We start from the raw sequence: 26,499 nt of genomic DNA, 5'->3' as shown, positions 1-26,499 counted from the left end.
AATATGCGCTTACTTTACTGAAAATCAGTTAATTTTGCTTGGCGCCATTTAGCCCGGAATCGGGTTGAATTTCAGGGCCTGGTTTGGTCTTTTTTGGCCTGCGGCGCCTTTTTCTATTTGGGTTGCCTGGGGTTTGGCCGGAGTCTATATCCTCTAGCTTGGCAGTTGCCAGCAGTGCTTCACGTTGGGGTAAATCCGCATGATAAAAGTCAGTCCACCATTGCCCAAGACTAGGTTTGCAGTATCCGGTTTGGCTGCGTAAAAGCATAAAGTCATAGCCAGCCCGAAAGCGAGGGACTTCCACAAGTCGATCGGGATAGCGCCCCACGCGTTTTTCAAAACGGGGCTGCATCGTCCAAATATCTCGCATATCACCTTCATGGCGACGTTGAATGGAAATTCCAGTATGCGAAGGAGCAACTACCGCATCGATTGCAGCGTGGAGTGCTGCTAAAGCTGGCATCCCCGTTTTTCGGAGGCTTTGCCATTGCTTTTCCAGATCAGGCCAAAGTAGGGCGGCAAATAGAAAACCTGGGGAAACCGACTTACCCACCTGAATCCGTTCATCGGTATTGCGCAGCGCCTCTTCTATAAATTGAGCCGCTTGCGGATCTTCAAGGGCACGAGCCATAAATGGTAAAAGGCCGTGATGCAGATTTGCATGACGCAAGGCTTGAATTCCAGCCCAGGCATGACCAGACATCAGTAACTTCAAGATCTCATCAAATAAGCGCGCGCTTGGAACATCATGGATTAATTGGCCAAGTTCATGAATGGGCGCAAGGGTCTTGGGTTCAATCTGGAAGCCCGTCTTTGCAGCAAAGCGAATAGCTCGTAACATCCGAACTGGGTCTTCGCGGTATCGCTTGGTTGGGTTGCCAATCATACGAATCGTTTTAGAACGGATGTCGCCCATACCACCGTGATAATCGAGTACCGTTTCGGAGCTAGGATCGTAATACATTGCATTGATCGTAAAGTCACGACGGGCAGCGTCTTCTGCATGCGTGCCCCAAACGTTGTCACGTAGAATGCGACCGCTCTCGGCAATATGCTCGCCAACACTTTCTAAAACCGCTCGAAAGGTGGAGACCTCGATAATTTCAGGGCGGTCCTTACCAAAATAAGTGACGTGCACAATTTGAAAGCGCCGACCAATCAGACGTGAGCGCCTGAACAATTTTTGTACTTGCTCAGGAGTGGCATTAGTCGCCACATCAAAATCTTTAGGGGCGATCCCTAAAACAAGATCACGAACCGCCCCGCCCACAATATAGGCCTTATAGCCAGCTTGCTGTAGGGTGTGAGTAACCTTGACTGCATTTTTTGAAAGCAGGGCAGGATTAATTTGGTGGGATTTCTTAGAAACCTTATGAGCTACTAGGGTAGCGCCAGATTGATCTGATTTTGGGCGAGGGCCTCGACGCAATAATCGATCGAGGAATTTAGTGATCATGAGAAAGCGTCAGAATCAATTTAATGAAATAGTTCCAAAATTGGCCAATTGCGTCGTTCTGCTTCAGCGCGTAGTCGCACATCTGGATTGGTAGCAACTGGGTTTGTGACCTTTTCCAATAGAGGTAAATCATTCATCGAATCCGAGTAAAAATAACTGCACTCCATCGACTCTAGGCTAAAGCCTAGTTGATGCAGCCAATCATTAACCCGAGTAATTTTTCCTTCTTTAAAGCTTGGAATTCCTGCAATGCTACCCGTGAAGTTCGTACCTGGCTGATTATTCTCAGTTGCAGGCTCAGTAGCAACAAGATGTTCAATCCCAAAAGCATTCACAATGGGGCGCGTCACAAAACTATTGGTTGCGGTTACGACACAACACAAATCACCGGCATTAAGATGGCGTTGTACAAGATTCACAGCTTGTGGATGAAGGCGCCCATCAATTTTCTCTTGCATAAATGCCTGATGCCAGCGATCCAATTGCGTACGCGGATGGTCTGCTAAAGGCTTTAAAGCGAAACGTAAAAATGCATCAATATCAAGCTTACCAATTTTGTAATCAGCGTAAAACTGATCATTGGCTTTGGCATATTGCTCCCCATCGACTACTCCTAGGCGCACTAAAAATTGTCCCCATTCATAATCGCTGTCAAACGGTAGTAGGGTGTGATCTAAATCAAATAGGGCTAAGCGAGTCATGGCGTGTGTCCGGAAATTTGCAATAGCTCACGAACCAAAGGCAAGGTAATCGCACGTTTGGTCTCCAAGGAGTAGGCGTCGAGCGCATCAAGGAGTGCCATCAAACTTGGCATATCGCGATAGAAATGATGGATTAACCAAGGCAAAACCTCATTTGATAAGACCAACCCTCGCTCTTTCGCGGCTCGCGATAAAGCCTCCATCTTCTCAGAATCAGACAGTGGGTGAACTTCAAAAATCAACCCCCAGCCGATACGTGTTCGTAGATCCTCTCGCAAAGCTAATTGCTTAGGTGGCGCGTGCCCAGACAAGTAAACAAACGAGTGTGGACTAGCGTGCACTATATTTAATATGCGAAAAAGACTGGCTTGTTGGTGTTCATCAAGGCGATCCACATCATCAATGGTCAAAACTAACGATTGAGAGCCCTCGGTAGCAGCGAGTTTGGATTCAGCATCAACCCAGCCACTTGGTTGACTCGGAAATAGCCTAATCGTCCCAATTTGGTGTTGCTCGGCTTGATTTGCAATGGCGCTTAAGAGATGCGAGCATCCAGAACCATCGCTTCCCCACCAGTAAAACCAGCGACCCTCAATGGAGTGGGAGGGGGTGTTTGGCGGAGAACTCCAGACGGCAATGGAATGATGAAGCGCATCAATTAGCGCTTCATTACCATTGGGTAAAAAATTATGGAATGAGGGCTTGGGGACTTGATTAATATCAAGGGCAAATTGGCGGGGTAGCGCTGGTGAGGCCATTACTTTTGATACCAATCACTGTGAGCGTACTGTGTCCAAGCAAACCGAATCAATACCAATACAACTGCACTTGCTGGTAAGGCAAGCAATACGCCAAAAAATCCAAATAATTTAGCGAAGATTAATAAAGCAAATAAGACAGCTACAGGGTGGAGTCCAATTCGCTCACCCACTAACCGGGGTGTTAGAAAAAATCCCTCGAGCACTTGGCCGATTCCAAAAACAATCAACACAATCACGAGTTCTGACCCAAATCCAAATTGCAAAATGACCGATATGACCGCCAAGACCAAGCCAAGTGCAATCCCAATATAGGGAATCACGATGACTAGAGCGGTAAATACCCCAAGGCCAAGCGCTCCATGCATGCCAGTCAAACTCAATCCAGCGCTATAGAAAACCGCCATGATCAAAATTACCAGCATTTGCCCTCGTAGGTATTGCGATAGCAACAGGTCAGTTTCATGTGCGAGTCTTTCTGCGGTGGCTTGATACCGAACTGGAATTAACCGCTTGAGCAATTCAAAAAAGTGCTTCCAATCAATCAGTAGATAAAAAAGGACAAAAAGAATAAAGACAATATTGACTAGGCCGCCCAGTACGGAGCTGCCGGAAGCCAAGATGGTCTCAAAACTTGAGGCCAATATTTGGTTTGCATTTGCGGAGAAATGAGCGGTCAATTTTTGAGTAATCGCTTCCCGTAAAGCAAGCCAATCGATTTCAATATTGAGGCTCAGTAATTTGGGTCCTAGCCAGGTTTGGAGACTTTGAAACCATATCGGGAGCTGGGCCTTAATGAGGGGGATTTCATAGCGCAGCAGATTAATCAGCAAAAGCAGAATGATGAGAAAAACGCCAAGCCCGAAAAGTATGCCAATGGCACTGGCAAAGGTTTTGCCCATTCCTAGAATTTGGAGGCGCAGCACTACCGGCCTCAGAATGTAAGCCAAAATAAATGCGAATAGAAAAGGGGTAAAAATTTCAGCCATAGGCCTTCATACTCTAGAATTCAGAGATTCTAACGATGTAAATGACTGATCCGCAGGATTTACCCCTTTTTGAAGACCCATCTATGAATAATCCATCAAAAAGCCCAGGCTTGTCTTACCGCGACGCGGGTGTTGATATTGATGCTGGCGATGCCCTGGTTGACCGTATTAAACCATTGGCAAAAAAGACCATGCGCGATGGTGTTTTGGCTGGAATTGGAGGGTTTGGGGCGTTATTTGAAGTCCCCAAGCGTTATCAAGAGCCTATTTTAGTATCGGGTACGGACGGTGTTGGCACCAAGCTAAAGCTCGCCTTTGAGTGGGATGCCCATGAGACGATTGGCCAAGATTTGGTGGCGATGAGCGTTAATGACATTTTGGTCCAAGGCGCTGAATCCCTTTTTTTTCTTGATTACTTCGCATGCGGGAAGCTATCGGTTGAAACGGCCACTACCGTGATTGCAGGAATTGCTAAGGGTTGTGAGTTGGCGGGCTGTGCCTTAATCGGGGGTGAAACTGCTGAGATGCCAGGAATGTACCCACCGGGTGAATACGATTTGGCAGGTTTTGCGGTTGGCGTGGTTGAGAAATCCAAAATTATTGATGGCTCCAGTATCCGTCCAGGTGATGCGATCATTGGAATTGCGTCAAGTGGTGCGCATTCAAATGGCTATTCCTTAATTCGCAAGATCATTGAGCGAGCTGGCGCAAAACCCAGTGAGAACATCGAGGGCAAAACCTTGCAAGAGTGGGTTATGGCGCCCACCCAAATCTACGTGAAGCAACTTTTAAATGTCATGGCGCGCCATCCCTTAAAAGGGCTTGCACATATTACTGGCGGCGGCTTGGTTGATAACATTCCGCGCGTATTACCGGAGAACACCCAGGCGGTACTACGACGCGATTCATGGACCATGCCACCGCTCTTTCGCTGGTTGCAAATGAAAGGCGGAGTTGCTGATGCGGAAATGGTACGCGTTTTCAATTGCGGCATTGGGATGGTTGTTGTGGTTGATCAGCAAGAGGCAAAAGCCGTAATAGCAAGCATCGAACAACAGGGTTTAAATGCTTGGTTGTTAGGAGATATCACCCAGCGTCCACACGGAGCGCCGCAAACCATTCTTATTTAAAGGATGCGTTAAGAATACCCATCGCCATTGTCTTTGCGTCTTGAAGTTCTGCTGGGCTAAACGGGTCAAATGCATGCCGCTGCATCGCTCTTAGCCAAGTCACCTGACGTTTACTAAGCTGTCGTGTGGCAGCGTACGCTTTTTGTTTCATCGTCGGGTAGTCCACCTTACCCTCCAAGTATTCCCACACCTGCCGATAGCCCACTGAGCGAATGGCCGGTAGATTGGTATGCAAATCGCCGCGCTCAAATAAAGTTCGCACCTCGTCCATGAAATTATTTTCAAGCATTTGATCAAAACGGTTTTCAAGGCGCGCATGAAGAGATACGCGGTTACTCGGTTCCAGCGAAATTACTTCAACGGCGTGCTCCGAGAGTTCAGAATCACGTCCCGTGGCGCTTGGGGATTCTTCAAACAACTGGGATAGAGGTTGACCAGTTAGAGCATAGACTTCAAGCGCCCTTTGGATTCGTTGACTGTCGTTAGGCTGAAGTCGATATGCAGTGATTGGATCAATCTGAGCTAACTTTGCATGCATACCGGGCCAACCCAGCAAGAGAGCTTCGGCATCGATGCGCTTGCGTGTTTCTGGATCTGCGGGTGGGAGTTTTGAAAATCCATAAACCCACGCGCGCCAATACAGCATGGTTCCACCTACAATCAGCGGAATATTTCCCCGCGCCTGGATCTTTTCAATTAATTGTTTTGCATCGTTAGCAAAATGTGCTGCAGAGTAGCTTTCGCTTGGATCGCGTATATCAATGAGGTGATGAATTACCTCGGCTTGTTCTGCAGTGGTGGGCTTTGCAGTGCCAATATCCATTCCGCGATACACCAGGGCGGAGTCCATACTGATGATTTCAACATTCTGGCCTTGCAGGCGGCATTGTCTGGCTAAATCAAGTGCTAAATGACTTTTACCAACCCCGGTAGGGCCGACAATAGATAAAACCTTAGCCTGCATCCGCTGTACTGAAATTAATGTTGACGTACTTGATGTTCAAGCGTAGCAATATGCTCCCGAATCTCATCAGCATCCGAGGCATCGGGAACTTCTGTGAGGTATTGCTGCATATCGTCAATGGCAGGGCGTAAATATTCCAATTGTGCATAAATTAAGCCGCGATCCCGAATTTCCTCCATGGCATCAGGTAAGAGGATTACGAGCCGCTGTTGAACGCCTAACAAGCGCTCCCAACGCTCATGTTCGGTATAGATGAGTTTGAGGTTACGCAAAAAACGGGAGATGATCTCGCGGCAGCTAGAGACCCGTAAAAATACATTGAGTGGGAGTTGCAGTTCACCAACATATCCCCGCGCCTCTAAATACGGATCGAGCATCTCTTGAAGTTCGTGCTTCGACAGGGAAGCACCAGTGAGCGGATCCATAATGATCTCGCCTTGCGGCAACGAAACCCGCAGCATGAAGTGATTGGGAAACGATACCCCACCGATTTTTAATCCAATTTGATTGCCAAGCTCCATCATTAAGATTGCCAAGGAAATTGGAATGCCTCGACGACTTTGTAAAACATGATGCAAATAGGAGTTCTCGGGCGCATAAAAGTCATTAGGATTGGGACCAAATCCGAGCTCGGTGTAAAAGAAATGCTTGAGCTGTTGGAGTCGCTGTACTGCAGAGGCGTCTGCAGAAATTCGTTTTTTAAGACGATCGCCTAGTTGATCAATCTCATCGAGGATATGTTGAACATCGAGATCTGGAAATGCATGCTGCGCAACTGCGATGCATGCCTCCGTCAACGGAAAATGCTCATCCTCAGCAACCAAGGTGGCAAAGTAGTCAAGTTGTTGAGTTGGCATATTTCTTATTTTGCATGACGCAGAAAATTTTGCCAGCGCAAACCAATCAGCCATAGGCTAGCAAAGTAAATCACGGCTGCAGCAGTTAACCACAGACCCAGAAGACCAATGCGGATCAAGGGGCTCGCTTGCAAAGCGAGCCAATCGTGTGCCTGTGCACCATAAAAAAGCACAATACTGAGTGGCAATAAACCAACAAGCAGTTGGCCAAAATATTTAAACCAGCCGACCGCACTTGGAAGAGCGCCACGTCGACGAAGACCAAGCCACAATAAGGCTGCGTTTAAACACGCGCCAAGGCCAACCGATAGGGCGAGGCCAGCATGGGCAAATAGGGGTACAAGCCCAATATTGGCGAGCTGCGTGAACAGTAGAACCAATAAAGCGATTTTGACGGGCGTACGAATATCCTGACGCGAGTAAAAGCCTGGGGCCAAGATCTTAACCATAATGAGGCCGATGAGGCCCACTCCATACGCAGCCAGTGCTTGCCGGGTCATTTCCACATCCATGGCGTTAAATTGCCCATAGTGATACAAGGCAGCGGAGATCGGGGTACCAAACGCGAACAGTGCAATTGCACAGGGAGCTGCTAACAAGAAGGTTAAGCGTAATCCCCAAATTAATAATTCGCCAGCTTGCGCGGTATCTTGGGCAGCATTTGCTTTGCTAAGGCTTGGGAGCAGCACGGTTCCGAGTGCAACCCCGAGTAGAGCAGTTGGAAACTCCATCAGGCGATCTGCATAGGAGAGCCAGGAGACACTTCCCGTTTGTAAATGCGAGGCAATATTGGTATTAATAATTAATGAGATCTGCGCAACGGAAACTGCGAATACCGCGGGCACCATCAGTTTGAGAACGCGGCGCGCATCTGGGTTTTGCCAGGCAGATTTAATCTTTCCAGGTAGCAAGCCAATTCGAGGCAATAATCCCAGTCGCATCAAGGCTGGAATTTGAATCGCCAGTTGCAAGATGCCTCCAATCATGACCCCAATACTTAAGGCATAAATCGGTTGCTCAAGGACTGGCGCAATAAAGAGGGCACCGCCAATTAAGGAAAGATTAAGGAGTACGGGGGTGAAGGCGGGTACCGCAAAACGTCCAAAGGTATTGAGGATGCCAGCGGATAAGGAAACCATCGAAATCAGACCAATGTATGGAAACATCACACGCGTCATAAACACGGTGGTCTCAAACGCGGCGCCATCCTTCAGGCCTGCGGCAATAATAAAAACTAGGATCGGTGCAGCGAGGACCCCAATAATGACCGTAAGACTGAGCGTCCAAAACAGGATAGTCGCAATGGCATCGACTAACGCTCTAGTTTGATCCTTTTCCCCGCGATTTGAGATTTCCCCCAGGATTGGCACAAATGCCTGGGAGAAGGCCCCTTCTGCAAAGAGTCTCCGCAGTAGATTGGGAAGCCTGAAGGCTACATTAAAGGCATCGGTCCACTCCGAGGCGCCAAAACTCCTAGCAATTAAGGTTTCCCGAACCAATCCCGTAATGCGGGAAACCATGGTCAGGGAGCTTACCTTGGCTGCGGCAGAAAGGAGATTCATGGCCTGATTTTCCCTTATTTGGGGGAGGGGTGGGCATTTTGGGGTCTTTAAGGTAGAATGTCAGGTTTTCGAGATCAGTTATTTGGTCTCTTGTAACGCGAATGTACCCAAGCCCAGTTTCCTTAAGGGCCTGATTTCATTCTGATTATTTGTTTAGATAGGTTAATTGAATGGCTAATACCGCACAAGCTCGCAAGCGCGCTCGTCAATCTGTGAAGCTAAATGCTCACAATGCTAGTTTGCGTTCCAAACTTCGCACCTCGATCAAGGCAGTTCGTAAGGCAATTGAAGCCGGCGATAAAGATGCTGCTAAGAAAGTATTTGTTGCTGCGCAATCAACAATCGACAAGATTACCGATAAAAAGATTGCTCATAAAAATACCGCTGCGCGCCAGAAGTCACGACTATCTGCTGCGATTAAAGCAATGGCCTAATTTTTTAGGCCTGTTGCGGGCCTAAGGAAGTACCGATTTTCTGACCCGCTCGCATGTTGAGCGGGTTTTTGTTTAGTGGAGCGTTCTTTTGCAAAACAAGCCGCATAACACTTCGATCGCATCAACAAGCACTCAGTTCGCAGAGTTGGGTAATGGCCAATCTCTGGCTAAGCCACAATCTCCTGATCAGCTCAGGCATTACTTGCAATTTTCTGACTTTAGTCGCGATGAGTATGAGTATTTATTTGGACGCGCCGCATGGTTAAAGGAGCGTTTTAAGCGATACGAGACCTGGCATCCACTGCATGATCGTACTTTGGCGATGATCTTCGAAAAGCACTCAACTCGTACCCGCCTCTCCTTTGAAGCAGGCGTTCATCAGTTGGGTGGGCATGCGGTTTACATGAATACTCGCGATACCCAGTTGGGTCGGGGTGAGCCGATCGAGGATGCTGCACAAGTCATTTCGCGGATGACTGACATCATTATGATTCGGACCTTTGAGCAGGAGACGATTGAGCGGTTTGCTGCCAATTCGCGCGTTCCTGTCATCAATGGCTTAACGAATCAATACCACCCTTGCCAAGTATTGGCGGATATTTTTACGTTCGTTGAGGCACGTGGGCCCATTCAAGGGAAAACCGTCGCCTGGGTTGGTGACGCAAATAATATGGCATACACTTGGATTCAGGCAGCTGAAAAACTGGATTTCGAGGTTCGCTTCTCTGCCCCGGATGGGTATCAGCTTGATCGCTCTCGCTTGCAACCCTCTGCCTTTAATCATCTTGTGGTGTGTGCTGATCCAAAGGATGCGTGTAAGGGTGCTGATTTAGTGAGCACTGACGTTTGGACCAGCATGGGATTTGAGGCTGAGAATGCAACCCGAATGGCAGCATTTAAGCACTGGATGGTCAACGAGCAATTGATGGCCTTAGCCCATCCTGATGCACTCTTCATGCACTGCTTGCCTGCGCACCGTGGCGAAGAGGTTAGTGCCGGCGTGATTGATGGTCCGCAGAGTGTGGTTTGGGAAGAGGCCGAAAACCGCTTGCATGTTCAAAAAGCTCTGATGGAATTCTTGCTCTGTGGGCGCTTATAAAATTAGATTCCGCTATTGCAGTGATTGCTTAACCTATTGAGATCGTAAACACTATGTCTGAGATTAAAAAAGCAGTACTGGCCTATTCTGGTGGCCTCGATACCAGCGTGATTCTAAAGTGGCTTCAAGATACCTATGGCTGTGAGATCGTCACCTTTACAGCCGACTTGGGTCAAGGCGAGGAGCTTGAGCCCGCGCGAGCCAAAGCGCTGCAGTTTGGAATTAAGCCTGAGCACATCTTTATTGATGATCTTCGTGAGGAGTTTGTGCGCGACTTTGTATTTCCAATGTTTCGGGCAAACACAATTTACGAGGGTGAATATTTGCTAGGCACATCGATCGCCCGCCCTTTAATCGCAAAACGCCAGATTGAGATTGCACGTCAGGTAGGGGCAGATGCGGTGTCTCATGGCGCTACTGGCAAAGGTAACGACCAGGTGCGTTTTGAGCTTGGTTACTACGCCCTTGAGCCTGGAATTAAAGTGATTGCTCCATGGCGTGAGTGGGATTTACTGTCTCGAGAAAAATTACTGGCCTACGCTGAAAAACACGGTATCCCTGTGGAAATGAAGCACAAGCAAGGGGGCGCGCCTTATTCGATGGATGCCAATCTATTGCACATTAGCTTTGAGGGTAGGCATCTTGAGAATCCAAACGCAGAAGCTGAGGAAGCGATGTGGCGCTGGACCGTTTCCCCTGAGAAAGCCCCTGATCAAGCGCAGGTGATTGAAATCGAATTTAAGCAAGGTGATCCAGTCGCGATCAATGGAAAGTCTCTAAAACCACACGAGTTGCTGGCCGAGTTAAATCGTTTGGGTGGTGCGCACGGCATTGGCAGACTGGATCTGGTCGAGAATCGCTTTGTTGGGATGAAGAGTCGGGGTTGTTACGAAACCCCTGGCGGAACCATTTTGCTTAAAGCGCATCGTGCGATTGAAAGCATTACCTTAGACCGTGAAGTCGCTCATCTCAAAGATGACTTGATGCCCCGCTATGCAGCTTTGATTTATAACGGCTATTGGTGGTCGCCGGAGCGTTTGGCCTTACAGACCTTAATTGACCATACTCAAAAAGCGGTGAGCGGGATTGTGCGTCTCAAGTTGTACAAAGGTTCAGTTTCTGTGTTGGCTCGCGATTCAGCCAATACTTTATTTGATCAAAATATTGCAACCTTTGATGATGATGGTGGAGCATATAACCAAGCTGATGCTGGTGGCTTTATTAAACTCAATGCATTGCGGATGCGAATTGCTGAAATTGCAAAACGCAAACGCGCAAAATAATCCTTAAATTACGAAAGAATTGGTATGCAGTTTGATGGCGTTTCTGTTAGTAAAAAAGCAAATATATATTTTGATGGCAAGTGTGTATCCCATACCGTTACATTACCGGATGGGGTCCGTAAATCAGTCGGGGTGATTTTGCCCAGCACCTTGCGCTTTGACTTAAGTACCAAAGAGATCATGGAAGTCGTTGAGGGCACAGCGCATGTCAGCATCAACGGGCAGGCTGAAAAAGCTTTTACTACTGGTCAATCATGGATTGTTGAGGCCGGTGGATATTTTGTGATTCGAGCGGAGCAACCAGTGCATTACGTTTGCCACTTTGGCTAGTTACTAGCGTTTTGGTAAACCTGTAATCACCGTGCCGGGCCCAAGGGCTCGTTGTGCAAACCATTTCTGATTCATTTCTAGAGCAAATCGGACCGGCCCTCGAGGACAGTGATTATTTTGGGTTTCTGGCTCCATATCAGAGAGATTCACAATCTTGCCATCATCATCGATAAAAGCGATGGTCAGTGGTAATTTTGTATTGCGCATCCAAAAACAATGAATGGCTTTTTCTGGAAAAACGAAGAGCATCCCAGTATTTGTCGGCATAAACGTTCGGTACATCAAGCCAGTTTGTCGGGCTGCAGGCGTATCGGCGAGTTCGGCCTCGATCCGGTACATTCCAGCCTTGAGTTCAATGATCGGCAGGGAGGGGCCTTGAGCGGCGGCATTTTCTGTGAGGATGAATAAAAAAGAAGCCGCCAGAATAGTCAAGTATTTGTAGATCATTAGGCTTGGGGAATTAAAATAGTGCATTTTTAGGAATAGGCGGTTATGCCTCATGCGAAAATACCATATTCGTTAAACGGAGAAAAGCATCATGTACAAACATATCAAAGTCCCAGCTGGTGAAAAAATTACGGTCAACCCTGATTTTTCAATCAATGTTCCCAATAACCCCATTATTCCGTTTATCGAGGGGGACGGGACTGGGATGGATATCACCCCGGTGATGATTAAGGTGGTTGATGCTGCAGTTGAGAAGGCTTATGGCGGTAAGCGCAAGATCGCCTGGATGGAGGTCTATGCGGGTGAGAAATCAACCAAGGTTTATGGCCCAGATGTTTGGATGCCCGATGAGACCCTTGATGCGGTTAAAGAGTATGTTGTATCCATTAAAGGCCCGTTGACCACCCCGGTTGGTGGCGGTATTCGATCCTTGAACGTTGCCTTACGTCAATCGCTCGATTTATACGTTTGCTTGCGTCCAGTGCGGTATTTCAAGGGAGTTCCCTCTCCCGTGCGTGAGCCCGAGAAGACGGATATGGTGATCTTTCGTGAGAACTCCGAAGATATTTATGCAGGTATTGAGTGGGAAGCCGGAACAGATGGTGCCAAAAAGATGGTGGATTTCTTGATTAAAGAAATGGGGGTAAAAAAGATTCGTTTCCCTGAATCCTCAAGTATTGGTATTAAGCCTGTATCACGTGAGGGCACTCAGCGTTTGGTTCGTAAGGCTTTTCAATATGCCATTGATAATGACAAACCATCGGTAACCTTGGTTCACAAGGGCAATATCATGAAATTTACCGAGGGCGGTTTCCGTGATTGGGGCTATGAGCTCGCAATGAAAGAATTTGGAGCGCAACTGGTTGATGGTGGCCCATGGTGTAAGTTTAAGAACCCCAAAACCGGCAAGGACATCATCGTGAAAGATGTCATCGCCGATGCATTTTTGCAGCAGATCTTGTTGCGCCCCAATGAGTACAGTGTGATTGCGACCTTAAATCTCAATGGAGACTATATTTCGGACGCACTCGCTGCTCAGGTTGGTGGGATTGGAATTGCCCCGGGTGCCAACATGTCCGACAGTATTGCTATGTTTGAAGCAACCCATGGTACAGCTCCAAAATATGCCGGCAAGGATTACGTCAACCCCGGCTCCGAGATCTTGTCTGCCGAGATGATGTTGCGTCATTTAGGCTGGACTGAAGCGGCTGATCTGATTATTTCTTCGATGGAAAAAGCGATTCTTTCAAAGAAGGTGACCTATGACTTCGCGCGCCTACTCCCAGGCTCCACCCAGGTATCGTGCTCGGGTTTTGGTCAGGTCATGATTGATCATATGTAATTACGAAGCACTCCAAAAGAAAAACCCCAGGTTTGACCCTGGGGTTTTTACTTGGGATCAGCTAGTGATCAGGCAGCTTGAATATTCGTTGCCTGTTTACCTTTTGGGCCTTGAGTAATATCAAACGTTACTTTTTGACCTTCTTTGAGGGTTTTAAAGCCGCTCATCGTGATTGCACTGAAGTGTGCAAACAACTCTTCTTCTCCATCATCCGGTTTAATAAAACCGAAACCTTTTGCATCATTAAACCACTTAACAACTCCGGTCGCCATGCGAACTCCATTACAAAAATCTAAAGACAACCGTGAAGAGGGGAAATACCTTTTGATCAGTCTTACTCCGCAACACGCCTAATGCAGGTAAATCTCAAACGAGAAAAACACCACAGGATTGATTGTTTGCCCTTTTTGAGGGGGTGTCAAGGAAATATGACTCGATATCACTAGGAAAAACCCTTTTTTTTCGTAAAAACACCCCAATATGACAAATATGCCTTGATTTTGAACGGTTTTCGTCAGATGAAAACCTGATTTGCGAGGATTTATTGCAGAGTTTTGCGGTGTGGTTAGAATGTTTCTCATGAGTCGTAATTCCAAAACACCCCCCGGAGGAAACCCAGTCACCCCCTTTAAGGAAGACACGGTTTTATTGGAACGGCAGGCCGAAAAGGTCAAGGTGCCGGCCATGTATAAAGTGATGTTGTTAAACGACGACTACACGCCGATGGAATTTGTGGTGATGGTGATTCAGGAATACTTTAATAAAGATCAAGAAACAGCAACACGCATCATGTTGCAAGTGCATCTCGCAGGAAAAGGTGTGTGCGGCATCTATACCCGCGATGTGGCCTCGACTAAGGTCCATCAAGTCATAGAACGTTCCCGTGAAGCGGGTCACCCATTGCAGTGCACTATGGAGGAAGCATGATTGCTCAAGAACTGGAAGTAAGTTTGCATATGGCTTTTGTGGACGCTCGCGCGGCGCGCCACGAGTTCATTACGGTTGAGCACTTGCTATCCGCTTTATTGGATAACGCCACCTCGGTCGAGGTTCTGAAGGCCTGTGCGGTCAATATCGCTGAGTTGCGCTCCCAGCTGAAAAATTTTATTAATGACAATACGCCGGTGGTTCCCGGAACCGAAGAGGTCGATACCCAACCAACGCTTGGATTCCAGAGGGTGATCCAGCGCGCCATCATGCATGTGCAGTCGACCTCGAATGGCAAAAAAGAGGTGACTGGCGCTAATGTGTTGGTGGCTATCTTTGGTGAAAAAGATTCGCATGCGGTGTATTTCTTGCAGCAGCAAGGGGTAACTCGCTTAGACGTGGTGAACTTCATTAGTCACGGCGTTCGTAAAGACAATACCGAACCTGCAAAAGCAGCTGAAACGAGTCCTGATACAGAGGAGGCTGCAAGCAGCGGTAAGGAAAGTCCGCTTGATCAATTTACCCAAAACCTGAATGCTATGGCGCGTCAGGGCAAGATCGACCCATTAATTGGTCGTGAAGGTGAAGTGGAGCGGGTCATTCAAGTGTTATGCCGCAGGCGTAAAAATAATCCCCTCTTGGTTGGTGAGGCTGGCGTCGGCAAGACCGCAATTGCCGAGGGCCTGGCCTGGAGAATCACGAAAGGAGAAGTTCCCGAGATTTTGGCGAATGCCACGGTTTACTCGCTTGATATGGGCGCATTGCTGGCAGGAACAAAATACCGTGGTGATTTTGAGCAACGACTCAAAAGCGTGCTGAAGTCGCTAAAAGACAATCCACATGGCATCCTATTTATTGATGAGATTCATACCTTAATTGGTGCCGGAGCTGCTTCCGGTGGCACCTTAGATGCGAGTAACCTTTTAAAGCCAGCGCTATCGAGTGGAACGCTTAAATGCATTGGCGCAACCACCTTCACTGAGTATCGTGGCATCTTTGAGAAGGATGCAGCCCTATCGCGGCGTTTCCAAAAAGTCGACGTAGTAGAGCCGACCGTCGATCAAACCGTGCAAATTCTGCGTGGCTTGAAGTCACGCTTTGAAGAGCATCATGGCGTCAAGTACGCCGCTGCCGCTCTTGTGGCCGCCGCTGAATTGTCATCTCGCTACATTAATGATCGTCATTTGCCCGATAAAGCCATCGATGTCATTGATGAGGCTGGTGCTGCCCAACGGATCTTGCCTAAATCAAAGCAGAAGAAAACCATTAGTCGCCAAGAGATCGAAGAAATTGTGGCGAAGATTGCGCGCATCCCACCGCAATCGGTATCGGTCGATGACCGCAGTAAATTACAAACCTTGGATCGCGATATTAAGAGCGTCGTCTTTGGACAAGATCCTGCGATTGAAGCTCTTGCGAGCGCCATCAAAATGACGCGGGCTGGCTTGGGCAAGGTTGATCGACCCATTGGTTCCTTCCTGTTTTCGGGACCCACTGGAGTCGGTAAGACTGAGGTTGCCAAGCAGTTAGCCTTCATTATGGGCATTGAGCTGCTCCGCTTTGATATGTCAGAGTACATGGAGCGTCATGCAGTAAGCCGTTTGATCGGAGCGCCTCCTGGCTATGTTGGCTTTGATCAAGGCGGACTTTTGACTGAAGCCGTTTCGAAGAAACCGCATTGCGTTTTATTGCTCGACGAAATTGAGAAGGCGCATCCGGATATTTTCAATATCCTTTTGCAAGTGATGGATCACGGCACCTTAACGGACAACAACGGACGCAAGACGGATTTTCGTAATGTCATCATCATCATGACCACCAATGCGGGTGCGGAAGCAATGCAAAAGTCGACCATGGGCTTTACCAATGCGCGTGAGCAGGGTGATGAAATGGCAGACATCAAGAAGTTCTTCACCCCCGAGTTCAGAAACCGCTTAGATGCGATTGTGTCGTTTAAGGCCTTGGATGAGTCCATCATTATGCGCGTGGTGGATAAGTTCCTCATGCAGCTCGAAGAGCAATTGCACGAGAAAAAAGTGGACGCAGTCTTTAGCCCTGCCTTACGTTCCTACTTGGCCAAGCATGGTTTTGATCCCTTGATGGGAGCACGACCCATGCAGCGAATTATTCAAGATACAGTTCGCAAAGCCTTGGCTGATGAATTGCTCTTTGGACGCCTAGCCCACGGCGGATCCGTTGTGGTCGATATTGATGACGATGGTAAGGTAAAGCTTGATATTCAATCCTCGAACCAGCCACCGAGTAAATCAAGCAAGGCGAGTATTGAGCCAGTCGAAGAAATCTAAAGAAATCGCTGGGCGCGGATTTATCCGCGCCCAGTGCTCCCAAAGCCACCCGTACCCCGAGTACTACTCTCAAATTCAGAAACTACTTTGAGTTCGACTTGGAGAACCGGTACGATCACGAGCTGCGCTAACCGTTCCATCGGCTCCAACCGAAATGCGGCAGAACCTCGGTTCCAAGCGCTCACCATCAATTGACCTTGGTAATCTGAATCAATTAATCCGACTAAGTTGCCTAACACAATCCCATGTTTATGACCAAGTCCTGAGCGCGGCAGGATCATTGCAGCGTAACGGGGATCTTCAATGTAAATGGCAAGACCCGTTGGAACCAATTCGGTTTGACCTGGTGCGAGCTCGATGGCTTTATCAATGCAAGCACGCAAATCCAATCCAGCACTCCCCGGGGTGCCATAGTTTGGCAATTGAGAGCGCATCCGCTCATCGAGAATTTTGACTTGAAGAACTTGCACGATTGATATTCCTATTAAGGTAAGCGAGAGCTAACGATGGCAATGAGTTTTCTGGCAAGTTCTAACTTGCTGGCACGTCCTAGGTTTTGATTACCCTTCTCGTCCACCACGAGGATTTCATTCGTATCGAGACCAAAGGTGGCTGGGCCAATATTTCCCACAATCATGGGAATGCCCTTGCGAATTCGTTTCTCTTTCGAGTGTTTACCCAACCGATCGGTTTCAGCAGCAAAGCCAACACAGTAAGGCCTTGATGTACGCTTGGCTAATTTAGCCATATCGAGCAAGATATCGGGGTTCGAACGAAACTCTAAATGCAGCCCAGACTGCTCTTGGCGCTTAATCTTCTGTGAAGCGCGATTGGCAATCGTCCAATCGGCAACGGCAGCGACCGCAAAAAATACATCGCAATTTGCAGAGGCGAGCGTGGCGCGATGCATCTCTTCGCCCGTGATCACATTAGTCCGCTTAATTCTTCCAGTGCTCTGCAAAGGAGTGGGCAAATCACAAGGCCCGGCGATCAGGTGAACTTCTGCACCCGCTTCAACAGCCGCTTGGGCAATCGCAAATCCCATTTTTCCGGAACTTCGATTCGTAATACCGCGGACTGGGTCGATGGCTTCAAATGTCGGACCGGCTGTAATCAATACCCGTTTTCCACCTAAAACTTGTGGCTGAAAAAAAGCAACCAGCTGCTCACACAAGTCAGAGGGCTCCAGCATCCGACCCATACCCACTTCACCGCAGGCCTGGTCGCCACTTCCGGGGCCAAGGACAATAACGCCATCGTCTTCAAGTCGCTTGAGACTTCTCTGGGTTGCGGGGTGTCCCCACATTTGCAGGTTCATGGCTGGGGCAATCAAAAGAGGGCAATCGCGCGCTAGGCACATCGTCGTTAGTAGATCATCAGCTAGACCCAGCGACAGTTTTGCCATGAGATCGGCACTCGCTGGAGCAATCAAAATTGCATCGGCTCCTCGCGAGAGTTCAATATGCGCCATATTGTTGGTAATGCGTGCATCCCATTGACTGCTATAGACTGGCTTGCCGCTGAGTGCTTGCATCGTGACTGGTGTAATGAATTGCATAGCAGATTCAGACATCACAACCTGAACCTCGGCACCTTCTTGAATCAGGGCGCGGACTAATTCGGCTGATTTATACGCAGCAATGCCGCCAGAGATTCCTAAGACAATTTTTTTATTTGCTAACGAGGTCATGCGCGGGTTCCAAATCGATTTGACTCTAGGGGCGGTCTTTAATGGCCCGTCGTATTTCATTGATAACAATTAATGTAGCACCAATTGAGATCGCACTATCAGCGACGTTGAAGGCTGGCCAGTGCCATCCGTCATAGTGCACATCAATAAAGTCAACTACAGCGCCATATAGCAAGCGATCTATTACATTCCCAATTGCACCCCCGAGAATCAGAGAAAGGGCAAGACAAAAAGGACGGTCATGCGTATTTTTTTGCAAGAGCCAAATAATCACGATGGCGGCAACAATTCCAATCACAGTGAAAAACCACCGTTGCCAACCACCTGCTTGAGATAAGAAAGAGAAGGCAGCGCCCGGGTTATAAATTAAGAACCAGTTCAGGAAATCAGTGACCTTAATTGGCTGAGCCATCGGTAGACTCATTTGAGCCCACCACTTAGTCATTTGATCAGCAATTAATACCCCAAGGGCTAGCAGTACATACCATTTGCTTGAGCTTGCTTGGGATGAAGTCTGGTTCATATTTATGCATACTGACGAAGTTCACCGACACCACCCAGATTGCTAATGCAGCGACCGCATAAGTCAGGATGGTTTGGATCGGATCCAACATCTGCCGAGTGATGCCAGCAGCGCGCACATTTTTGGTAAACACTCGGTTTGACCGTTATCTGAATATTGCCATCGGTGGATTTTGCGATCTCCGCTTTGGAGGTAATCGTCACAAAGCGTAAATCAGGAAGAATCGATTGGAGCATCTCAAAATCAGCAGCGCTTACTTGAATTAGTAGCTCAGCCTGTAAAGAAGAGCCAATGATTCCGGCTTCACGCTGAAGCTCAATCGCTTTTGTAATGTCAGAGCGGATTTCGCGAATTCGTTGCCATTTAGCAAGTAAGGCTTGTGCGTCCTTAATTTCAGGAAAGGATCCAAATTCTTCGGCGAAGATCGATACGCTAGTGGTTGACTTGGCAAAGAGCGGGTAGCATTTCCAAGCCTCTTCAGCAGTGAAACTCAGGAAGGGCGATAGCCACTTGAGTAAGTGTTGGCTAATATGAAATAACGCATTTTGAGCGGAGCGCCGACCCACCGAATTGGCGGGCATGGTGTAGAGACGATCTTTCAGAATGTCCAAATAGAAGCCACCTAAATCTTCAGAACAAAACGCCAATATTTTTGAGACCGCTGGATGAAATTCATAATCGCGGTAATGTGCTTCAATGGTATTTTGTAAATTGGCTGCAAGTGCAACGCTATAGCGATCAATCTCTAGCCAATCTGAAACGGGGAGATGGTGCGTTTGTGGATCAAAATCCGCAAGGTTTGCCAAGAGAAAGCGCAAAGTGTTGCGGATGCGTCGATAGCTTTCAACAACTCGTTTCAAGATCTCATCGGAGATCGACATCTCGCCCGAGTAATCAGTAGAGGCAACCCACAGGCGAATAATTTCAGCACCGAGCTTGTCAGCTACTTCTTGAGGAGCAATCACATTACCAACCGATTTACTCATCTTGCGACCTTGACCATCCACGGTAAACCCATGGGTTAACAGGGCGCGATATGGGGGTTTGCCATCGAGCATGGCACCTGTTAAGAGTGACGAATGAAACCAACCGCGATGTTGATCAGAGCCTTCTAAATAAAGATCAGCCCAACGACCTTCTGCGCCCTCCGATTCTTTGCGATACAAAGCATTGCGGTGTGAACCTCGCATAACGTGCCAATGGGTTGTACCTGAGTCAAACCAGACATCGAGCGTGTCACGATTTTTTTCATAGTCGCTCGCTTCATCACCAATCAAACTTTCAATCGACAAATTCTGCCAAGCTTCAATCCCATTCTTTTCAACCAATTGAGCGACTTGCTCAAGTAATTCAGGTGTGCGCGGGTGGGGCTCACCCGTTTCTTTGTGAATCAAAAAGGCCATGGGCACACCCCATTGCCGTTGACGTGAAAGTGTCCAATCGGGACGATTAACAATCATGCTGTGTAAGCGTTGCTTACCCCAAGCTGGATAGAAATGCGTACTCTCTACGCCTGCCAAGGCGGTTTCACGAAGCGAGGCTTTCTCTCTGGCGGGCTTCTTATCCATGCTGGCAAACCATTGCGAGGTTGCACGGTAGACAATTGGTGTCTTGTGTCGCCAGCAATGCATGTAGGAGTGCGTATAGGATTTATTCTTCAAAAGGCTGCCAGCCTCATCAAGCGCTTTGACAATATTTGGATTCGCTTTCCAAATATGCTGTCCAGCAAAGAGGGGCAGAGATGAAGCATAGACACCATCGCCCATGACCGGATTGATGATGTCGTGATCAGCTAAGCCATGAGCCTTGCAGGACTTGAAGTCATCCTCACCATATGCTGGAGCGCAATGCACCAAGCCAGTTCCGGTATCAAGCGTGACGTAATCGGCGCAATAAATTGGCGCTAAGCGTTTGTATCCAGAGTCTAAATTCGCCAACGGATGCCAAAAGGAAATACCCTCAAGCGCCTTCCCTTTACAACTTGCTAAAACCATTCCCTCTAAACCATATTGCTCTAAGCAATCCTTCACACGATCTTTGGCTAGTAATAGCAAGCGTTGGTCAGTTTCAACTAGTGCGTACTCGAGATCAGGATGAACGTTTAAGGCTTGATTCGCTGGTAAGGTCCATGGGGTGGTGGTCCAAATCACAGCCATCCCTGGTTTGGTGGGTAGTTCTTTGAGGCCGAATGCATTGGCAAGTTTCGCATTCTGATTGGAATCAAAGGCAAAACCAACATCAACAGCAGGATCCGTTTTGTCTTGATACTCTACTTCCGCTTCGGCTAGGGCTGAGCCGCAATCAAAGCACCAGTTCACCGGTTTTAATCCACGAAAGACATACCCCTTTTTCCAGATCTCACCAAGCGCTCGAATCTCGTCCGCTTCATTCTGAAAATCCATAGTCAGGTAAGGCTGATCCCATTCCCCAAGGACGCCCAAGCGTTGAAAATCTTTCTTTTGTTTGGCAACTTGAGCTTGTGCATACTCACGGGCTTTAGCTTGCACCTCAGCGGTAGGTAAGTTTTTGCCAAATTGTTTTTCAATCTGAATCTCAATAGGCATGCCATGGCAATCCCAGCCTGGCACATAGACGGCGTCGAAGCCCATTAGCCAACGCGATTTAACGATCATATCTTTGAGAATTTTATTGACTGCATGCCCAATATGAATATCGCCATTGGCATAGGGAGGGCCGTCGTGCAAGATAAAACTTGGTTGCCCTGCATGAGCCTTGCGTATTGCTTCATAGACCTTATTGCGTTGCCACTCTTCTACCCATTTTGGTTCCCGTTTTGGCAAATCGCCGCGCATCGGAAAGCTGGTCTCGAGTAAATTGACCGGGTAGTTTGAGGATTTATCAGACATACAGATTTTTCTTTAGAAAGTATTGACGAGCCTTTTGGGCATCATCTTGAATAGCAGCTTGTAGGGTGATTAGATCAGGGTATTTTCGTTCTTCATGCAGTCGAGCTAGTAATTCTACGCAAACCACTTGCCCATAGACGGATTGGTTGAAATCAAAGACATGAGTCTCTAAAAGAACTTGGCCGCTACTCTCGACGGAAGGCCGCACCCCCAGACTCGAGACGGCAGGTAAGGGTTGGTTACCCAAGCCATGTACCTGACTAACAAAAATTCCGCTGGTTACGGGCTTACCATTTGGGTGACGTGTGCAAACGGCTAAATTTAAGGTGGGGAATCCAAGTGTGCGCCCTAATTGTTTGCCATACAAGACGTGACCCGAAATTGAAAAGGGGCGACCGAGCAGTTGCTCTGCGCGCTTCATATCACCATGCTCAAGGGCTTGTCGAAGAAGCGAAGACGAGATACGTTCTTCAGTTTCGAGAACGCTAGGGATGCGACTGACCTCAAAACCAAACTGTTTGCCAGCGGCAACCAAGCTCTCAAAATTACCTGCGCGTTTGGCGCCATAACAGAAGTCATCGCCAATCAGTAACCATTTGGTATTCAGTTTTCGAATCAATATCTCTTGTACAAACTCAGTGGGACTGAGTTGGGAGAAAGCTTGATTAAATTCTTCAATCGCAATCGTATCGACTTCGTATTGCTTTAAGGCCATTAATTTGTCACGAATGTTTTGAATTCGGGGTGGTGCATCGTGTGGCGAAAAAAACTCTCGCGGGTGAGGTTCAAAGGTTAGGACGCAAGAATTCAAATGACGAGTGTGTGCACCCTCAACCAACTTGTGGAGTAAGGCTTGGTGGCCGCGATGCACGCCATCGAAGTTTCCAATGGTTAGGGCGCATGGGGCCTGGGTTGCGGTGGGCTTAAGTCTTCGAAATACCTTCACAGTTCGCTTTCAGGCTAGCCTTGAATTATATTGTTGGTCATGCATTCAATCGTTTCTTTAATTTCAGGGCGTGGCTCTAATTTCGAGGCAATTTATAAGGCCGCTCAAGCTAAATCCTGGGATGTGCGATTTACGGGCTTAATTGCGAATCAGCTCGAGGCCAAGGGACTCGCATTTGCAAAGTCAGTTGGTATTCCCACCGCAGTGATTGATCACCGGACTTACCCAAGTCGGGAGGCATTTGATCGGGCGCTCATGCAACAAATTGATGCCTTTAGCGCCGATCTCGTTGTTCTGGCTGGTTTCATGAGAATCCTAACCCCAGGATTTATCAAGCACTATGAAGGGCGCATGATAAACATCCACCCCTCCTTATTGCCTCGCTTTCCTGGCTTGCATACCCATGAAAGGGCCTTGGCAGCTGGGGATCGGGTCCATGGTGCCACCGTTCACTTTGTTAGTGCCGGTGTGGATGAGGGCCCCATTATTTGTCAAAGTGAAGTTCCCGTTCTGCCCACTGACACACCAAGCGAATTAGCTGCACGTGTTTTAAAGACGGAGCATCAAATCTATCCATTAGCAGTTGAATGGTTTATTCAGGGACGTTTGCAAATCACCGGTAATCGTGTGAGGGTTGATCCGCCTGAGTTACAGTACATTCCTTTTCCATAAGAACGGCAGCTTCATGACGCGATCCTCCCCAACTGCTTCAAAACGGATTACTAGAGAAAAGCAGTATGCGAAAAGCAAGGATGCGAAAGCGCCTGTGCTTATTAATCCACAGGGGCAAAAGAATTACTCTCATGCAAAGGCACTGCCTCAGCATGTTTTCCATCTTGAACAATTACTGCCTGAGTTATTGCAGTTTGATCAACCGGCCGATCGTGTTGTCAGTCGTTACTTTCGGGCCCATCCGAAATTGGGTAATCGGGATCGCGCCTTAATTGCCGAAGCGGCCTTTTCAGTATTACGTCGTAAGCAAGAGTTTTCTCAATTTGCGGCCAGCGGCTCTGGCTCGTTAGCTCGCCGCTTGGCCTTGCTAGGCCTTGTTTCAGCCTTATCCGAAGGGGGGCTTGGTTCCGCAAATCGACTAGAAAGTGCACTTGCAGATTTAGCCTTTGTTGTGCAAAAAGAAGAGTACGAATGGCTGAGTCGTTTTGGTCAAGTTGATCGCGATGCATTGGGGCGATTGGTCAAACATAACTTACCGGAGTGGCTTTGGGATACCTTGGTGCGATCTCTTGGCGATGAAGAGGGTAGTCGCCTGGCGGAGTCTCTCATGAAACCGGCACCATTGGATTTGCGAGTGAACACATTAAAGACCTCACGCGATCAATTACTAATGCAAATGAATCAAAGTGCGAGTCGCTTTGAGGCGCACCCTACGCCTTACTCTCAAGAGGGAATCCGTATTTTTGGAAAGCCCGCTTTACAAAGTTCGAGCTGGATGAAGGACGGCTTGTTTGAGGTTCAGGATGAGGGTAGCCAAATCCTGTGCCACCTCTTAGACCCAAAGCGCGGTGAGATGGTGGTTGATTTTTGTGCCGGAGCCGGTGGCAAGACCTTGGCCTTGGGTGCCATGATGCGTAATACCGGACGTCTGTACGCATTTGACACCTCTGAGAGGCGTTTGGCGAACTTAAAACCGCGCCTAGCCCGCAGTGGTTTATCCAATGTGCACCCCATGTGGATCGATAGTGAGAAAGACCCCAGAATAAAGCGCCTTGCCGGAAAAATTGACCGCGTACTGGTTGATGCCCCCTGCAGTGGTTTGGGGACCTTGCGACGCAATCCTGACCTAAAGTGGCGCCAGACACTCGTTGAGATCGCTAAATTAGCCCCTACCCAACTGGCCATTTTAGAATCAGCAGCGCGCTTACTGAAGCCGGGTGGTCGCCTGGTTTATGCCACCTGCAGTCTTTTAGATCAAGAAAATCAAGAACTTGTAAATCTTTTTCTAGAAAAACACCCCGATTTTGTCCTTTTATCCGCCAAGGAGGCTCTAGGCCATCATTTTTTACATGATGGAATTCCGATCGGAACCTGCAACGATAAGCCTTGGTGGCAACTTTTACCCTCAAAGCATGGAACCGACGGATTTTTTGGGGCAATTATGCAGCGAAAGCCTTAAAATACGGAGATAGATGCATGATCGCAGTTAAAGAGGGAGATTTGTTTGGAGATAAGCACCATTTCTAGTTTGCACGATGGATTGATTCAGTGGTTGGCCCACGGTTATTTGGATTGGGCTTGGTGGCAGATCGTGATCTTTACCTTGGTCATGACCCACATTACGATTGCCAGTGTTACGATTTTTTTACACCGTTGTCAGGCGCATCGAGCGCTTGATCTCCATACCATTCCCTCCCATTTTTTCCGGTTTTGGCTGTGGTTGACCACTGGGATGGTAACCAAGGAGTGGGCCTCCGTTCACCGCAAGCATCATGCAAAGTGTGAGTCTGTTGAAGATCCACATAGCCCACAAGTTTTGGGAATTGATACTGTCCTCTTGCGCGGTGCGGAGCTCTATAAGGTAGAAGCCGCAAAGAAAGAAACCTTAGAAAAATTTGGTCACGGAACACCAGATGACTGGATTGAACATATGCTCTATTCACGGTTTACCTGGCAAGGCGTTGGCCTGATGCTCATTATCGATCTGTTCTTATTTGGTGCTATTGGCGCAACCGTGTGGGCTGTGCAAATGCTTTGGATTCCGATTACTGCCGCGGGTGTGATCAATGGAATTGGTCACTACTGGGGATATCGGAACTACGACTGTGAAGATGCCTCAACCAATATCGTGCCTTGGGGCATTTTGATTGGCGGAGAAGAGCTTCATAATAATCACCATACGTATGCAACGAGCGCCAAGTTATCGAACAAATGGTATGAGTTTGATATTGGCTGGGTTTACATTTGCGCTTTGCGCTCACTGGGTTTGGCCAAGGTGAAGAAGGTTCCACCCAAGCCCATCCTCTCCGAAGTGCGTCCCGCCGATGATAAAACCTTAGAGGCAATTATTGCTAATCGTTATGAGATCATGGCGCGCTACAGTAAAACGCTCAAGCGCTACATTGCCAATGAGTTTCAGCATATGCAAGAATTTGCATCCCATCTTAAAGATGCTCGTGACTGGCTCTATAAAGATGAGTCCAAATTAACGGCACTTGAGAAAGAAAAACTTGAGGGGCTCATGAAAACGAATTCTCAATTACGAAAGATGATTGAGATGCGTCGTGAATTGCATGCAATCTGGGGGCGCTCTAACGCTACCCGTGAGCAATTACTCGGCCAGCTGCGCTCATGGTGCAATCGGGCCGAAGAGACTGGCCCACACTCCCTTAAAGAGTTCTCACTGCGTCTTCGACGGTATTCGAATCCGGCCTAATAAAAAACCCGCTAATAAGCGGGTTTTTAGTTAGATACAAAGACGTTTACTTAATCTTGGTTTCTTTATAAGCCACATGCTTGCGAGCTTTTGGATCAAATTTCATGATTTCCATTTTCTCGGGCTTGGTTCGTTTATTTTTAGTGGTCGTGTAAAAGTGACCAGTACCAGCGGTCGACTCTAACTTGATTTTCTCGCGTGCGCCTTTAGCCATTACTCAGTCCTTAAACTTGTCCGCGGGCACGAAGATCTGCCAAAACAGAATCAATACCATTCTTATCAATTAAACGAAGTCCAGCATTGGTTAAGCGTAAGCTAACCCAACGGTTTTCGGACTCGACCCAGAATCGGCGATTTTGCAAATTAGGCAAAAAACGACGCTTTGTTTTGTTGTTTGCATGGGAAACATTGTTGCCGACCATCGGCTTTTTCCCAGTGACTTGGCAAACTTTTGCCATGACACACTCCTTCATTACGAAAAACAACGATTGTAGCAGGCA

The 26,499-nt window shown here is 48.0% G+C and carries 27 protein-coding genes; 11 read left to right on the top strand and 16 right to left on the bottom strand.

Annotation, left to right across the window (positions count from 1 at the left end):
* Positions 1-28 precede the first annotated feature (28 nt).
* Genes pcnB through QUE65_RS08745 form a run of 4 tightly spaced genes read right to left on the bottom strand, consistent with a single transcriptional unit; the run spans position 29 to position 3,904 of the window.
* Positions 29-1,456: a polynucleotide adenylyltransferase PcnB gene (gene pcnB, locus QUE65_RS08760; protein ID WP_286280714.1), complete on the bottom strand. Its 1,428-nt coding sequence runs from the start codon at positions 1,454-1,456 to the stop codon at positions 29-31.
* Positions 1,457-1,476: 20 nt separating this feature from the next.
* A complete protein-coding gene (locus QUE65_RS08755; protein WP_286280713.1) occupies positions 1,477-2,157 on the bottom strand; it encodes a histidinol-phosphatase in 681 nt (226 codons plus the stop codon).
* On the bottom strand, positions 2,154-2,915 hold the full coding sequence (hda, locus tag QUE65_RS08750; protein ID WP_286280711.1) for a DnaA regulatory inactivator Hda: 762 nt from the start codon (positions 2,913-2,915) through the stop codon (positions 2,154-2,156). Before hda ends, QUE65_RS08755 begins: the two co-directional genes overlap by 4 nt.
* Positions 2,915-3,904, bottom strand: coding sequence for an AI-2E family transporter (locus tag QUE65_RS08745; RefSeq protein ID WP_286280709.1), 990 nt, complete (start codon positions 3,902-3,904; stop codon positions 2,915-2,917). The genes hda and QUE65_RS08745 overlap by 1 nt, the downstream gene beginning before the upstream one ends.
* An 83-nt stretch (positions 3,905-3,987) precedes the next feature.
* Here QUE65_RS08745 and purM point away from each other — a divergent pair, with 83 nt between their 5' ends.
* Entirely contained in the window at positions 3,988-5,034 is a 1,047-nt protein-coding gene (gene purM, locus QUE65_RS08740) for a phosphoribosylformylglycinamidine cyclo-ligase (RefSeq protein WP_286280707.1), read from the top strand.
* Here the strand turns inward: purM and miaA are convergent.
* Genes miaA through murJ form a run of 3 tightly spaced genes read right to left on the bottom strand, consistent with a single transcriptional unit; the run spans position 5,027 to position 8,417 of the window.
* Positions 5,027-5,998: a tRNA (adenosine(37)-N6)-dimethylallyltransferase MiaA gene (gene miaA / locus QUE65_RS08735; RefSeq protein WP_286280705.1), complete on the bottom strand. Its 972-nt coding sequence runs from the start codon at positions 5,996-5,998 to the stop codon at positions 5,027-5,029. The two genes, purM and miaA, sit on opposite strands and share 8 nt — an antisense overlap.
* A gap of 14 nt (positions 5,999-6,012) precedes the next feature.
* A complete protein-coding gene (locus tag QUE65_RS08730) occupies positions 6,013-6,855 on the bottom strand; it encodes a SirB1 family protein (protein ID WP_286280704.1) in 843 nt (280 codons plus the stop codon).
* A 5-nt stretch (positions 6,856-6,860) separates the two neighbouring features.
* Positions 6,861-8,417 carry a murein biosynthesis integral membrane protein MurJ gene (gene murJ / locus QUE65_RS08725; RefSeq protein WP_286280702.1) on the bottom strand — a complete coding sequence of 519 codons (1,557 nt, stop codon included), beginning with the start codon at positions 8,415-8,417 and terminating at the stop codon, positions 6,861-6,863.
* Between the two features lie 170 nt (positions 8,418-8,587).
* Between murJ and rpsT the strand changes: the two genes are divergently transcribed.
* From rpsT to ppnP, 4 genes are all read left to right on the top strand, one after another.
* The gene (rpsT, locus tag QUE65_RS08720) at positions 8,588-8,851 is read left to right on the top strand and encodes a 30S ribosomal protein S20 (protein WP_108508965.1); all 264 of its coding nucleotides are present in this window, start codon (positions 8,588-8,590) and stop codon (positions 8,849-8,851) included.
* Between the two features lie 163 nt (positions 8,852-9,014).
* A complete protein-coding gene (gene argF / locus QUE65_RS08715) occupies positions 9,015-9,950 on the top strand; it encodes an ornithine carbamoyltransferase (protein ID WP_286282503.1) in 936 nt (311 codons plus the stop codon).
* Positions 9,951-10,003: 53 nt separating this feature from the next.
* Positions 10,004-11,233 carry an argininosuccinate synthase gene (locus QUE65_RS08710; protein ID WP_215369941.1) on the top strand — a complete coding sequence of 410 codons (1,230 nt, stop codon included), beginning with the start codon at positions 10,004-10,006 and terminating at the stop codon, positions 11,231-11,233.
* Positions 11,234-11,257: 24 nt separating this feature from the next.
* Positions 11,258-11,563 (top strand): pyrimidine/purine nucleoside phosphorylase, encoded by a 306-nt coding sequence (ppnP, locus tag QUE65_RS08705; protein ID WP_286280701.1) that lies wholly within the window; start codon positions 11,258-11,260, stop codon positions 11,561-11,563.
* Between the two features lie 3 nt (positions 11,564-11,566).
* Here ppnP and QUE65_RS08700 read toward each other — a convergent pair whose 3' ends face one another.
* Entirely contained in the window at positions 11,567-12,010 is a 444-nt protein-coding gene (locus QUE65_RS08700) for a DUF192 domain-containing protein (RefSeq protein WP_286280700.1), read from the bottom strand.
* A 91-nt stretch (positions 12,011-12,101) separates the two neighbouring features.
* On the opposite strand from QUE65_RS08700, the gene icd reads away from it, so the two are divergent.
* Positions 12,102-13,352 (top strand): NADP-dependent isocitrate dehydrogenase, encoded by a 1,251-nt coding sequence (icd, locus tag QUE65_RS08695; protein ID WP_286280699.1) that lies wholly within the window; start codon positions 12,102-12,104, stop codon positions 13,350-13,352.
* A 68-nt stretch (positions 13,353-13,420) separates the two neighbouring features.
* Here icd and QUE65_RS08690 read toward each other — a convergent pair whose 3' ends face one another.
* Complete coding sequence (locus QUE65_RS08690; RefSeq protein ID WP_108508961.1) at positions 13,421-13,624, bottom strand: cold-shock protein; 204 nt, start codon at positions 13,622-13,624, stop codon at positions 13,421-13,423.
* Between the two features lie 307 nt (positions 13,625-13,931).
* On the opposite strand from QUE65_RS08690, the gene clpS reads away from it, so the two are divergent.
* A complete protein-coding gene (gene clpS, locus QUE65_RS08685; protein WP_371817053.1) occupies positions 13,932-14,279 on the top strand; it encodes an ATP-dependent Clp protease adapter ClpS in 348 nt (115 codons plus the stop codon).
* On the top strand, positions 14,276-16,585 hold the full coding sequence (clpA, locus tag QUE65_RS08680; protein ID WP_286280698.1) for an ATP-dependent Clp protease ATP-binding subunit ClpA: 2,310 nt from the start codon (positions 14,276-14,278) through the stop codon (positions 16,583-16,585). Before clpS ends, clpA begins: the two co-directional genes overlap by 4 nt.
* A gap of 20 nt (positions 16,586-16,605) precedes the next feature.
* Here the strand turns inward: clpA and dut are convergent, their stop codons facing one another.
* From dut to QUE65_RS08655, 5 genes are read right to left on the bottom strand one after another with little or no spacing between them, the layout of a single operon-like run.
* The gene (dut, locus tag QUE65_RS08675) at positions 16,606-17,055 is read right to left on the bottom strand and encodes a dUTP diphosphatase (protein WP_286280697.1); all 450 of its coding nucleotides are present in this window, start codon (positions 17,053-17,055) and stop codon (positions 16,606-16,608) included.
* Positions 17,056-17,069: 14 nt separating this feature from the next.
* Positions 17,070-18,275, bottom strand: a complete 1,206-nt coding sequence (gene coaBC / locus QUE65_RS08670; protein ID WP_286280695.1) for a bifunctional phosphopantothenoylcysteine decarboxylase/phosphopantothenate--cysteine ligase CoaBC — start codon at positions 18,273-18,275, stop codon at positions 17,070-17,072.
* A gap of 25 nt (positions 18,276-18,300) precedes the next feature.
* Positions 18,301-18,798 (bottom strand): signal peptidase II, encoded by a 498-nt coding sequence (gene lspA / locus QUE65_RS08665; protein ID WP_286280693.1) that lies wholly within the window; start codon positions 18,796-18,798, stop codon positions 18,301-18,303.
* Positions 18,799-18,800: 2 nt separating this feature from the next.
* The gene (gene ileS / locus QUE65_RS08660) at positions 18,801-21,665 is read right to left on the bottom strand and encodes an isoleucine--tRNA ligase (RefSeq protein ID WP_286280690.1); all 2,865 of its coding nucleotides are present in this window, start codon (positions 21,663-21,665) and stop codon (positions 18,801-18,803) included.
* The gene (locus tag QUE65_RS08655; RefSeq protein ID WP_286280688.1) at positions 21,658-22,611 is read right to left on the bottom strand and encodes a bifunctional riboflavin kinase/FAD synthetase; all 954 of its coding nucleotides are present in this window, start codon (positions 22,609-22,611) and stop codon (positions 21,658-21,660) included. The genes ileS and QUE65_RS08655 overlap by 8 nt, the downstream gene beginning before the upstream one ends.
* 39 nt (positions 22,612-22,650) lie before the next feature.
* Between QUE65_RS08655 and purN the strand changes: the two genes are divergently transcribed.
* The 3 genes from purN to QUE65_RS08640 all read left to right on the top strand — a co-directional run bounded on the left by purN (position 22,651) and on the right by QUE65_RS08640 (position 25,999).
* Positions 22,651-23,283, top strand: coding sequence for a phosphoribosylglycinamide formyltransferase (gene purN / locus QUE65_RS08650; RefSeq protein ID WP_286280686.1), 633 nt, complete (start codon positions 22,651-22,653; stop codon positions 23,281-23,283).
* Between the two features lie 13 nt (positions 23,284-23,296).
* Complete coding sequence (locus QUE65_RS08645) at positions 23,297-24,742, top strand: RsmB/NOP family class I SAM-dependent RNA methyltransferase (RefSeq protein WP_286280685.1); 1,446 nt, start codon at positions 23,297-23,299, stop codon at positions 24,740-24,742.
* 69 nt (positions 24,743-24,811) lie between these two features.
* On the top strand, positions 24,812-25,999 hold the full coding sequence (locus QUE65_RS08640; protein WP_458574779.1) for a DesA family fatty acid desaturase: 1,188 nt from the start codon (positions 24,812-24,814) through the stop codon (positions 25,997-25,999).
* 46 nt (positions 26,000-26,045) lie between these two features.
* On the opposite strand, the gene rpmG is transcribed toward QUE65_RS08640, so the two are convergent.
* Positions 26,046-26,213 carry a 50S ribosomal protein L33 gene (gene rpmG / locus QUE65_RS08635; protein ID WP_108508949.1) on the bottom strand — a complete coding sequence of 56 codons (168 nt, stop codon included), beginning with the start codon at positions 26,211-26,213 and terminating at the stop codon, positions 26,046-26,048.
* Positions 26,214-26,223: 10 nt separating this feature from the next.
* Positions 26,224-26,457, bottom strand: coding sequence for a 50S ribosomal protein L28 (gene rpmB, locus QUE65_RS08630; protein WP_108508948.1), 234 nt, complete (start codon positions 26,455-26,457; stop codon positions 26,224-26,226).
* Between the last annotated feature and the right edge of the window lie 42 nt (positions 26,458-26,499).

This window comes from Polynucleobacter sp. HIN8, assembly GCF_030297615.1.
Taxonomy (GTDB): domain Bacteria; phylum Pseudomonadota; class Gammaproteobacteria; order Burkholderiales; family Burkholderiaceae; genus Polynucleobacter.
The sequence above is the reverse complement of the archived record's forward strand: the minus strand, read 5'-3'. Positions and strand labels throughout refer to the sequence as shown.

Bases quoted from the DNA above. Each gene is read 5' to 3' on its own strand.
- pcnB (WP_286280714.1), bottom strand. From the start codon at position 1,456: ATGATCACTAAATTCCTCGATCGATTATTGCGTCGAGGCCCTCGCCCA.
- QUE65_RS08755 (WP_286280713.1), bottom strand. From the start codon at position 2,157: ATGACTCGCTTAGCCCTATTTGATTTAGATCACACCCTACTACCGTTT.
- hda (WP_286280711.1), bottom strand. From the start codon at position 2,915: ATGGCCTCACCAGCGCTACCCCGCCAATTTGCCCTTGATATTAATCAA.
- QUE65_RS08745 (WP_286280709.1), bottom strand. From the start codon at position 3,904: ATGGCTGAAATTTTTACCCCTTTTCTATTCGCATTTATTTTGGCTTAC.
- purM (WP_286280707.1), top strand. From the start codon at position 3,988: ATGAATAATCCATCAAAAAGCCCAGGCTTGTCTTACCGCGACGCGGGT.
- miaA (WP_286280705.1), bottom strand. From the start codon at position 5,998: ATGCAGGCTAAGGTTTTATCTATTGTCGGCCCTACCGGGGTTGGTAAA.
- QUE65_RS08730 (WP_286280704.1), bottom strand. From the start codon at position 6,855: ATGCCAACTCAACAACTTGACTACTTTGCCACCTTGGTTGCTGAGGAT.
- murJ (WP_286280702.1), bottom strand. From the start codon at position 8,417: ATGAATCTCCTTTCTGCCGCAGCCAAGGTAAGCTCCCTGACCATGGTT.
- rpsT (WP_108508965.1), top strand. From the start codon at position 8,588: ATGGCTAATACCGCACAAGCTCGCAAGCGCGCTCGTCAATCTGTGAAG.
- QUE65_RS08710 (WP_215369941.1), top strand. From the start codon at position 10,004: ATGTCTGAGATTAAAAAAGCAGTACTGGCCTATTCTGGTGGCCTCGAT.
- ppnP (WP_286280701.1), top strand. From the start codon at position 11,258: ATGCAGTTTGATGGCGTTTCTGTTAGTAAAAAAGCAAATATATATTTT.
- QUE65_RS08700 (WP_286280700.1), bottom strand. From the start codon at position 12,010: ATGATCTACAAATACTTGACTATTCTGGCGGCTTCTTTTTTATTCATC.
- icd (WP_286280699.1), top strand. From the start codon at position 12,102: ATGTACAAACATATCAAAGTCCCAGCTGGTGAAAAAATTACGGTCAAC.
- QUE65_RS08690 (WP_108508961.1), bottom strand. From the start codon at position 13,624: ATGGCGACCGGAGTTGTTAAGTGGTTTAATGATGCAAAAGGTTTCGGT.
- clpS (WP_371817053.1), top strand. From the start codon at position 13,932: ATGAGTCGTAATTCCAAAACACCCCCCGGAGGAAACCCAGTCACCCCC.
- clpA (WP_286280698.1), top strand. From the start codon at position 14,276: ATGATTGCTCAAGAACTGGAAGTAAGTTTGCATATGGCTTTTGTGGAC.
- coaBC (WP_286280695.1), bottom strand. From the start codon at position 18,275: ATGACCTCGTTAGCAAATAAAAAAATTGTCTTAGGAATCTCTGGCGGC.
- lspA (WP_286280693.1), bottom strand. From the start codon at position 18,798: ATGAACCAGACTTCATCCCAAGCAAGCTCAAGCAAATGGTATGTACTG.
- ileS (WP_286280690.1), bottom strand. From the start codon at position 21,665: ATGTCTGATAAATCCTCAAACTACCCGGTCAATTTACTCGAGACCAGC.
- purN (WP_286280686.1), top strand. From the start codon at position 22,651: ATGCATTCAATCGTTTCTTTAATTTCAGGGCGTGGCTCTAATTTCGAG.
- QUE65_RS08645 (WP_286280685.1), top strand. From the start codon at position 23,297: ATGACGCGATCCTCCCCAACTGCTTCAAAACGGATTACTAGAGAAAAG.
- rpmG (WP_108508949.1), bottom strand. From the start codon at position 26,213: ATGGCTAAAGGCGCACGCGAGAAAATCAAGTTAGAGTCGACCGCTGGT.
- rpmB (WP_108508948.1), bottom strand. From the start codon at position 26,457: ATGGCAAAAGTTTGCCAAGTCACTGGGAAAAAGCCGATGGTCGGCAAC.